The 257-nt window shown below is 65.0% G+C and carries 1 pseudogene; it reads right to left on the bottom strand.

The window, feature by feature from the left end:
- A pseudogene (locus tag ACPYOM_RS22995) lies at positions 1-238 on the bottom strand (hypothetical protein); the annotation flags it as partial.
- Positions 239-257 lie beyond the last annotated feature (19 nt).

The raw sequence follows: 257 nt of genomic DNA, 5'->3' as shown, positions 1-257 counted from the left end.
CCTCCATCAGATGCAGGGTGATGCGTGTCCCCCGGGCGGGGGCATCGCCCGCATCCACGGGAGCGATCCGATAATTCCCCTTGCCTTCCGACGACCAGAGCCAGGCCTCGTCTGCGCCAGCGCGACGGGAGACGACGTCGACGTGATCAGCCACCATGAAGCAGGAATAAAAACCCACGCCGAACTGCCCGATCAGCTGAGCCCCTTCGCCAGCCCTGTCAGCTTCGATGCGCTCCATGAAGGCACGGGTCCCGGAC

The sequence above is a fragment of the Monashia sp. HAY1-2A genome, from assembly GCF_056755315.1.
This window is presented reverse-complemented; position numbering and strand designations above follow the sequence as displayed.